6 protein-coding genes are annotated in these 8272 nt (G+C 67.5%); all 6 read left to right on the plus strand.

The annotated features are described in order from the left end of the window. Positions 1–373 precede the first annotated feature (373 nt). Entirely contained in the window at positions 374–1120 is a 747-nt protein-coding gene (locus tag QCN29_RS21030) for a TnsA-like heteromeric transposase endonuclease subunit (RefSeq protein WP_279929991.1), read from the plus strand. After that, positions 1120–3168, plus strand: a complete 2049-nt coding sequence (locus QCN29_RS21035) for a Mu transposase C-terminal domain-containing protein (RefSeq protein WP_279929992.1) — start codon at positions 1120–1122, stop codon at positions 3166–3168. The genes QCN29_RS21030 and QCN29_RS21035 overlap by 1 nt, the downstream gene beginning before the upstream one ends. Continuing rightward, positions 3168–4223, plus strand: coding sequence for an ATP-binding protein (locus QCN29_RS21040; RefSeq protein ID WP_279929994.1), 1056 nt, complete (start codon positions 3168–3170; stop codon positions 4221–4223). The genes QCN29_RS21035 and QCN29_RS21040 overlap by 1 nt, the downstream gene beginning before the upstream one ends. Continuing rightward, positions 4220–5062, plus strand: a complete 843-nt coding sequence (locus tag QCN29_RS21045; protein WP_279929995.1) for a TniQ family protein — start codon at positions 4220–4222, stop codon at positions 5060–5062. Before QCN29_RS21040 ends, QCN29_RS21045 begins: the two co-directional genes overlap by 4 nt. A 12-nt stretch (positions 5063–5074) precedes the next feature. After that, a complete protein-coding gene (locus QCN29_RS21050; protein WP_279929996.1) occupies positions 5075–5476 on the plus strand; it encodes an SMI1/KNR4 family protein in 402 nt (133 codons plus the stop codon). A gap of 912 nt (positions 5477–6388) precedes the next feature. Then, the gene (ltrA, locus tag QCN29_RS21055; protein ID WP_279929998.1) at positions 6389–7819 is read left to right on the plus strand and encodes a group II intron reverse transcriptase/maturase; all 1431 of its coding nucleotides are present in this window, start codon (positions 6389–6391) and stop codon (positions 7817–7819) included. The last annotated feature ends 453 nt before the right edge of the window (positions 7820–8272 follow it).

Genomic DNA, 8272 nt, shown 5'->3' on the forward strand with positions numbered 1-8272 from the left:
AAGCGAACAGCAAAGCCCTAAGTCACCGGTATTGGGGCTAGCCTGCGCGTTTCACTTGCCACGGTGTCCGGATCTTGAGCGGGAACGCGAAAGTGCCTTCTGCGCTGGGACGATGAGGCTTGTCTAAGGTCTCCGTCGTTCCAGCAGGAAGGTACTTTCTGCGTGCACACTATCTGGTCGCGTCTCAAGCTTGTTGTCTCGGCCGACGGGCGCGGGTGTCCCGTCGCATCGAACTGTCGCTGGTCGCATTGATCTATGTGCCGACCCTGCAGGGCGAAGGCCGAGACAGGTTTGAGTGAACCACGTCCCGCTTTGGGGTGGCTCTTGTCTCGTTGCACGTGGCTTGTCGCGATCCAGTGGACATCGTCCTGGTGTGGACGATGAGGGGGAGCCGCTGAGCGGCGGGGACAGGGCGGCCGGTTTCGACGTGGCCTGGCTCCGGGAGGGAGTCGAGGTACGCCGGCCGCTGAGGAACGTGGTCGAGGTGGCCTTCGAGGAGGTCATGCCGGTGCGGGAGTTCTCGTCGTACCAAGGGCAGCTGCACTTTCCGGGCTTGTACTGGGCGGCCACGATGCTGCGGCACGTGGGGTTCGAGTCCTGGTTGGAGCGTGATCACGCGATCTCGATGGACTTCGATCCGTGTGTCGCCGGGTTCTCGTCGCAGCCGTTCTGGCTGTTCTGGACGTCGGCGGAGGGAGGACGGCTGTCGCATGCGCCGGACTACTTCGTGCGTCGGGCCGATGGGTCGGCTGTCGTGGTGGACTGCAGGCCGGAGGGTCGGCGCAAGCCGCGGGACCTGGCCAAGTTCGCTGGTACGCAGGCTGCGTGCGAGGCGGTGGGTTGGGACTACCGGCTCGTGGGAGAGATCGATCGGGTGCGGGTGGCGAACCTGCGGTGGCTCGCCGGGTTCCGCCATCCGCGGTTCGGCGGGGACGGGTTGACGGAGGCGGTGGAGGCTGCCTTCGCGGTTCCCGGCCCTCTGGTGGGCCAGGCCGCTCAGGTCGGAGACCCGATCCGGGTGCTGCCGGTCGTCTTCCACCTGCTGTGGTGCGGGCGCCTGGGGACGGATCTGTCGCGTCCCTTGGGTGATCACTCCTTGGTCTGCCAGGTGGAGGGCTGATGCCGGAGCACGAGCGGCCGCGGGGTGTGCTGCGGGTGGGTGACCGGGTCCGGTTCGAGGATCAGGTCCACACGGTGGTGGGCCTGTCGGGCACGACCGTCCGCCTAGTCGACGAGCGCAACACCGCGAGCATGGTGGTGTTCGCCCACCTGATGGCGTCGGACGGGTTCGAGCTGCTGGACTCCACGGCTCCCACGCCGGGACTGCCGCCCTTCGGCCTGTTGGACACGGTTCCCGAAGTGGCTCTGCGCAAGGCCCGGTTCTTCGAGAAGCACCTGATCGAGGCGGAGACCGGGCTCCCGCCGGATGCGCCGAAGGGGACGGTTCCCCGACCCGAGTACGACCCGCAGTGGCGGACCGTGAATGAACGGCTGGTGGCCAAAGCGGCCGAGCTGACCGCGTCGGGCACCGAGGTCTCGGAACGGACGCTGTTCCGGTTGAGGTCGAAGTGGCGGGACGAGGGGTTGTGGGGTCTGGTGGACCGGCGGGCCACCAGGCTGTCCATGGCACCGGGCACCGGCCGGGTGGACGAGCGTCTGGTCGAGGCGGTGCTGGAGGCCCTGGCCGCGCAAGAGGATTTGTCGACGGGGACCCGCACCCGCGTGATTCGGCAGGCCGAAAAGCTGGTCGCCGAGCGGCACGGAGAGGGAACGGTCCCGCTTCCGTCGCGGGCAACGTACTTCCGGCTGCTCAAGTCGATGTCCGAAGGACGCCACAGCTTCGGGGCGGCCACGACCCGGCGTTCTTTGGCCGGGCGTCCGGAGGCTCCGTTCACCCCGACGCTGGCCGCCCGGCCCGGCGAGGTGGTGCAGATCGACACCACCCCGCTGGACGTGCTGGCCGTCTTGGACGACGGTGTGACGGGCCGGGTCGAGTTGACGATCGCGGTGGATGTCGCCTCCCGCACCATCTGCGCGGCGATCCTGCGTCCGGCCGGGACGAAGGCCGTGGACGCCGCGCTGCTGCTGGCACGCATGCTGGTGCCGGAACCGATGCGGCCCGGCTGGTCGGACGCCCTGCGGATGTCAGCCTCACTGGTTCCGCACGCCCGGTTGATGAGTGTCGATGCCCGACTGGAGCACGCCGCGGCACGACCGGTGATCGTCCCAGACACGATCACCGTGGACCGGGGCAAGGTCTTCATCTCGGACACGTTCGTCGCGGCCTGCCGTTCGCTGGGGATCTCCGTCCAGCCCGCACGGCCGGCCACGCCGACGGACAAGGGCGTCGTGGAGCGGACGTTCGAGTCCATTAACACCCTGTTCTGCCAGCACGTCGCCGGCTACGTCGGCTCCGACACCACCCGGCGCGGCCGTGACGTCCAGGCCGTCTGGACGATCGCGGAACTCGCCGATCTCTTCCACGAATGGGTCGTCGCCCGGTGGCAGACCCGCCCGCATGACTCTCTGCGCAGTCCGTTCCTGCCGGGCAAGGCACTCTCGCCGAACGAGGTCTACGCCATGCTCGTCTCCCGCACCGGCTACCTGCCGGTCTGTCTCAGCGGTGACGACTACATCGAGCTGCTGCCGGCGGAGTGGCGGAAGATCAACGACTACGGCATCACGCTCGACTACCGCACCTACGACTGCCGGGAGCTGGGCCCTTACCGGCGCCAGCCGTCCGGAGTGGACACCAAGGGCAACCTCTGGGAGGTCCACCACGACCCCTACGACCTCTCCCACGTCTGGGTACGCGACACCAGGGCCGGCGGCTGGATCACCGTTCCCTGGACCCGGCTCGGCACGGTCTCCGCGCCGTTTGCCGACTTCACCTGGCGCCACGCCAGAGCCGTGCTGGCCGCCAAGGGAGCCGACGACACCGACGAGAACGCCATCGCCGCCGTCATCGACGACCTTCTGACCCGCGCCGGAAACGGCCCGGACCGCCGCATCGCCGCCCGCACCAAAGCGGCGACAGCCGTGCCGGCCCTGCCGCAGGCCCGGCACGAACCCGAGCTGGAGACGGACGAGGAGCCGGAAGGCGAAGAAGACATCGCCCAGGTCATCCCGTTCGGTGTGTTCGACGCCTTCACCGACGGAAGCCGCTGATGACGCACTTCTTCGAGCCCGGGGACGTCGACCATCCGCTGACGAGCAAGGAAGGCTGGGCCGCCTTCGTCGCGGAGAGCACCACTCCGCCGGCCGTCCCGCCGCCGGCGGCCCTGCAACGGCTCACCGAAGCAGAACGGACCGCCTACGACCAGGCTCGGGAGGACTACCACGCACAACTCGTCATCGTCTCCACCCCGACGATCCGCCACGTCGCCGCGACCGGCCGCAAACGCATCCTGCTCAACCGGCACCAGCACTCCGCCCGCCGCGGACTGATCGTCTCGGGACCCGCCGGGACCGGGAAGACCACCGCTATCACCCAGCTGGGCAAGAACTTCGAACAGCTCGGGCAACAGCGTGGCGAGGTCCTGCCGGACTCGTTGCCAGTCGTCTACATCACCGTCCCGCCCGCTGCCACCCCGAAGATGCTGGCCATCGAGTTCGCCCGGTTTATCGGACTGCCGCTGCCTTCCCGCTTCAGCCAGGTCGAGGTCACCAACAAGGTCTGCGACCTGCTTTGCACCCTCGGCTGCCGACTCGTACTCATCGACGAACTCCACAATCTCGACATCGGTACGCGGGTCGGTGCCGAGGCATCCGACCAGATCAAGTACCTGTCCGAACGCATCCCGGCGACCTTCGTCCTGGCCGGCGCCGACGTCGAGGGCACCGGGCTGTTCGCCGGACGCCGAGGCGGCCAGATCGCCAGCCGCTACACCCTCATCCCCACCAGCCCTTTCCGCCACAAGACCGAGGAACAGCGCAACTCCTGGCGATCACTCGTGGCGACGCTGGAGGAATCCTTGCGCCTGCACGCCCACCGACCGGGCACCTTGCTGAAGCTGAGCGCCTACCTGCACGACCGCACCGGCGGCATGATCGGCAGCCTGTCTCACCTCGTCCGCGAGGCCGCCCTGGACGCCATCCTCGACGGCAGCGAGAAGATCAGCAAAGCCTCGCTGGAGCGAGTCGACCTGGACAAGGGCGCGGAACAGCAGAACATCCCCCGCGCCCGCCGGCGACGGACCCGCAGCGAGAAGCGCATCGCGTGACCACCGGGCTGCGGTCCCTGCCGCTCGCGCCGCCGCCCGTTCATCGCGAGACCATCGGCTCCTATCTGAACCGCCTCGCCGAGGCCAACCACCTCACCATCGGCTACCTCTCCTCCCTGATCGGCCCGTCGCGCCAACACCGCCGCGTTGACAACCGAGTCGGCTACTGGACCCCAGACGGGCTCTCCCGGCTCGCCGCGCTGACCGGCCGAAGCACGTCCACCCTGATCCGCGCGATGCCGCCACTCGGCTCGATCGGCGACCCGCTCCGGCACCTTCGGTCCGCCACCGAGGAGGTCGTCGAACCGCGGCGCCGCCCGGCCTGCCGCCTCTGCATGGCCCGCCGACACATCCACGGCCTCGTCGTCCGCAGCACGCCGCACCACGAAGCCGTCTGCCACCGGCATCACCGCTGGCTCCTCGGCGATGAACAGCACGACCTGACACAGCTACCCGAGGTCCTGCGGGCCAACCTCCGGCACCAGCGGATCGTCCGGCGAGGCGTCCATCCCTCCACCGCGCTGGCCTACATCGACGCCCGTGAGGTCCTGACCAGGTGGTTCAAGAGCGAGACCAGCGGCGAGTCCCTGCGGCAACGCTGGGACCGGCGACTCGACGTGCTGGGCGAGGACCCGTTCGGTGATCCCCACCGTCCCTCCGAGGCCCGGATCGAGCTGGCCGCCTACCCGGAAGCCGTCGCTCTCACCGGCCTGTTCTCCGCGCCCTATTGGCGAGACCACCCCAAGTTGCCGGCCGAGGCAGCACGCCGTCTCGGCATCGCCCCGCAGCAACTCCTCCCTGCTGAGACTCTCGTGCGGCCAGGGCCGCCCCGGCCTTGATAGAACGGGCCCATGAGTTCGAACGACGACAAGATCGTGCAGGCCGAGCGCCACTTCGGAGTCCGATTCCCTGCGGACTACCGACACTTCCTGGCCACGGAAGGGAGCATGAGCCAGTTCGTTCTTCCTGCGGATGACTTCCTCATGATCAATGCCATCGCGGAGCTCATCGAAGTCAATGAGGCTGGCGAGTTCCAGAAGCGCTTCCCCGGGAGCGTCGTCATCGGCGGAGACGGAAGCCGCGAAATGCTCACCTACGACTTCCGGCAGACACCCCCACCGCTGGTCCTGCTCGACGTCTCCGCTCAGGACTGGTCATCCGCCATCCACCAGGCGATGTCGCTCTCCGCCCTGCTCGAACAGTTCCCCGAAACCGGCTGGATCTGGGACGAACCCGAGTCGTCGCCATCCTGACCGGTCTCGACGGACTTGGTGCTGCCAGCTCCCAGCCACGAAGTTGGTCATCGACTTGGTCCGAAACTGCCACCTTCACTGCGAATCATGGGGCCAGGAATCTCACCATCCTGACGGAGTCCAGCTCAGGGCTCCCCTCCCTCGCCATGATCGGTGAGACGAGCACTCGACTCCGTCCACGGCTCTCCCAAGACGCCCCGTTCCACCTGCCCTGAGTCTCGACTCAACCTGTCAGCCCGCAGGTCAGCGGCCCTGTTTCTGCAAGATCTAATGAGACGGGAGTGCGCCACGAGGCGCTATGCAATCGAGTGGAGGTGGAAGGCCTTCTCCGCCGGGACGTCGCAGCGGTCTGGTGAAGCTGGGGGCAGCCTGATCCGGGGAACGCCGGTGAGGGTGGCAAGCGGCCCCGACAACGGCGGGACGTGCCGGGACTACCGGACGGTGCGGGCCCGTCTAGCGAGGTCAGAAGGTGTAGCGAGAGCGAACCAGTGGTTGAAGCTCCGTAAGCATTGAGCCGGCTCAAATCTGGTGGATACGGGCCGGTATGCAGCGCGTGACGTGCTCGCTCTCGGACGGGTGGGTCAACTCCGAAGCCGGTTTCCTGTTCCGGTGGGGAGGCCACGTTGAAAGCCTGCGGCGTAGGCGTGGCGATGCTGCCGGAGTAGAGCTGGGCGTCTCCCTGACCGATCGATTGTGTGGTGAACGTGGGAACCATCCGCGGTCGCCCGAGCCGCCGGACAGCCAGTTCGGCGGTGGGCAGGTACGTTGCCGACTGATGGCCGTGGGTGGGGCGGAGGCCCCGTAGTAGTCGCGGGAGTAACGACCCGTCGTGGAGACCGGGAAAGCCGGTCGCAGGGCAAAGGGGGCCAGCAAGTCAGTGGCCGAAGTACTGGAATGTCGGGAGGGTCGGCGGTGAATACCGACGAGCTGGAGCGCGCCTTGTATGAGGCGGAGCGCCGGGTACTGAAGATCCAGACCAAGCTGCACCGTTGGGCTCGTGATGATCCTCATCGCCGGTTCGACGACCTGTTCAATCTCGTTGCCGATCCCGGCTTCCTGCTGGTGGCCTGGGATCGGGTGCGGGGTAACAAGGGTGCACGCACGGCCGGGGTGGACGGACGCACGGCGTCGTCCATCGCGCTGTGGGTCGGCATCGAGGAGTTCCTCGACGTGCTGCGGTCGCAGATCAAGGACCGCAGTTTCCGGCCCATGCCGGTGCGGGAGCGGATGATCCCCAAGGCGGGCGGCAAGCTGCGCCGTCTGGGGATCGCGACGATCACCGACCGGGTGGTGCAGGCATCCTTGAAGCTGGTGCTGGAGCCGATTTTCGAGGCGGATTTCCTCCCGTGCTCCTACGGGTTCCGCCCGAACCGCCGGGCCCATGACGCGGTGGCGGAGGTGCGTCTGCTCACGTCCAAGAAGTACGAGTGGATCGTGGAAGGCGACATCAAGGCCTGCTTCGACGAGATCTCGCACACCGCTCTCATGGAGCGGGTGCGGGCACGCGTCGGGGACAGACACGTCCTGGCCCTGGTGAAGGCGTTCCTCAAGGCGGGCATCCTCAGCGAGGACGGCCTGCTGCGGGACAACGATACCGGCACCCCGCAGGGTTCGATCCTTTCGCCGTTGCTCAGCAACGTCGCGCTCTCGGTCCTGGACGAGCACATCGCCCAGGCGTCGGGAGGCGCCGGAACTGATCTCAACGAGCGCCGCAGGCGTCGACGCCGAGGTCTGCCCAACTACCGGCTGGTCCGGTACCCGGACGACTGGTGCCTGATGGTGCACGGCACCAAGGCAGACGCCGAAACGCTACGCGAAGAGATCGCGGAAGTTCTCTCCACGATGGGCCTGCGCCTCTCGCCGGAGAAGACTCTGATCACCCACATCGAGCAGGGCCTGGACTTCCTCGGCTGGCACATCCAGCGCCACCGGAAACCAGGCACCGACCGGTCCTACGTCTACACCTACCCGGCCAAGAAGGCCCTGCGGGCCGTCATGGCCAAGGTCAAGACGCTGTGCCGGGAGGTCGGCACGAACCAGCCGCTCGACGCCCTGCTACTCCGGCTCAACCCGGCAGTACGGGGCTGGTGCGCCTACTTCCGGCCCGGGGTTTCCTACGCGACCTTCTCCTACCTGCGCCACTACATGTGGCACACGGTATGGGGATGGGTGCAGCGCAAGCACCCCAAGACGGGTCGGAGGAAGATCTATCGGCAGTACTGCGGCCGTAGATCTTGGTGGACCAGTGAGAACAGGGAGCTGTTCGACCCGATCACGGTAGGCACCACGCGCTACCGCTACCGGGGCGCAGCAATCCCCACTCCCTGGCCGACCGAAGGATGAGAACAACCCCCACGAAGCCCTCGGGGCTTGTGGAGAGCCGGGTGCGGTGACAAGTCGCATGCCCGGTTCGGGAAGCGGCTCCGGGGAAACGGGCCGGTCGAAAGACCGGAACCGCGCCCCGGGCCGACTTCACCAGCGGGGTGATGGCCGATGCGACGTCCCTGTCTCTCACCGGTTCTCCGTAAGTTGTTAGGTGGCCCGGGAGGGCCGGATGTGGCTGACGGGTTCTTGCCAACCGTGGCTTCCCAGGAGTGGCCGTCCGTCTCTCTCCGGGGTGCCCTGGCTGCTGATTGGGATGTGCGCGCCTTGTGTGGTCGCTGATTACGGAGATGACAGCGGGGTGTCCCTCGAGCCGACGGCATGTCGTGCGGAACGAGGAGGGGCGAGTGAGCGAGCGGAAGGTCCAGGTCTGGGCCGGTGTCGATGCCGGCAAAGGCCACCACTGGGCGGCTG

Source organism: Streptomyces chengmaiensis, assembly GCF_029846775.1.
In the GTDB taxonomy this organism is placed as follows: Bacteria; Actinomycetota; Actinomycetes; order Streptomycetales; family Streptomycetaceae; genus Streptomyces; species Streptomyces chengmaiensis.

Excerpts from the sequence above, each read along its gene's own strand:
- QCN29_RS21035 (WP_279929992.1), top strand. The coding sequence starts at position 1,120 with ATGCCGGAGCACGAGCGGCCGCGGGGTGTGCTGCGGGTGGGTGACCGG.
- QCN29_RS21040 (WP_279929994.1), top strand. The coding sequence starts at position 3,168 with ATGACGCACTTCTTCGAGCCCGGGGACGTCGACCATCCGCTGACGAGC.
- QCN29_RS21050 (WP_279929996.1), top strand. The coding sequence starts at position 5,075 with ATGAGTTCGAACGACGACAAGATCGTGCAGGCCGAGCGCCACTTCGGA.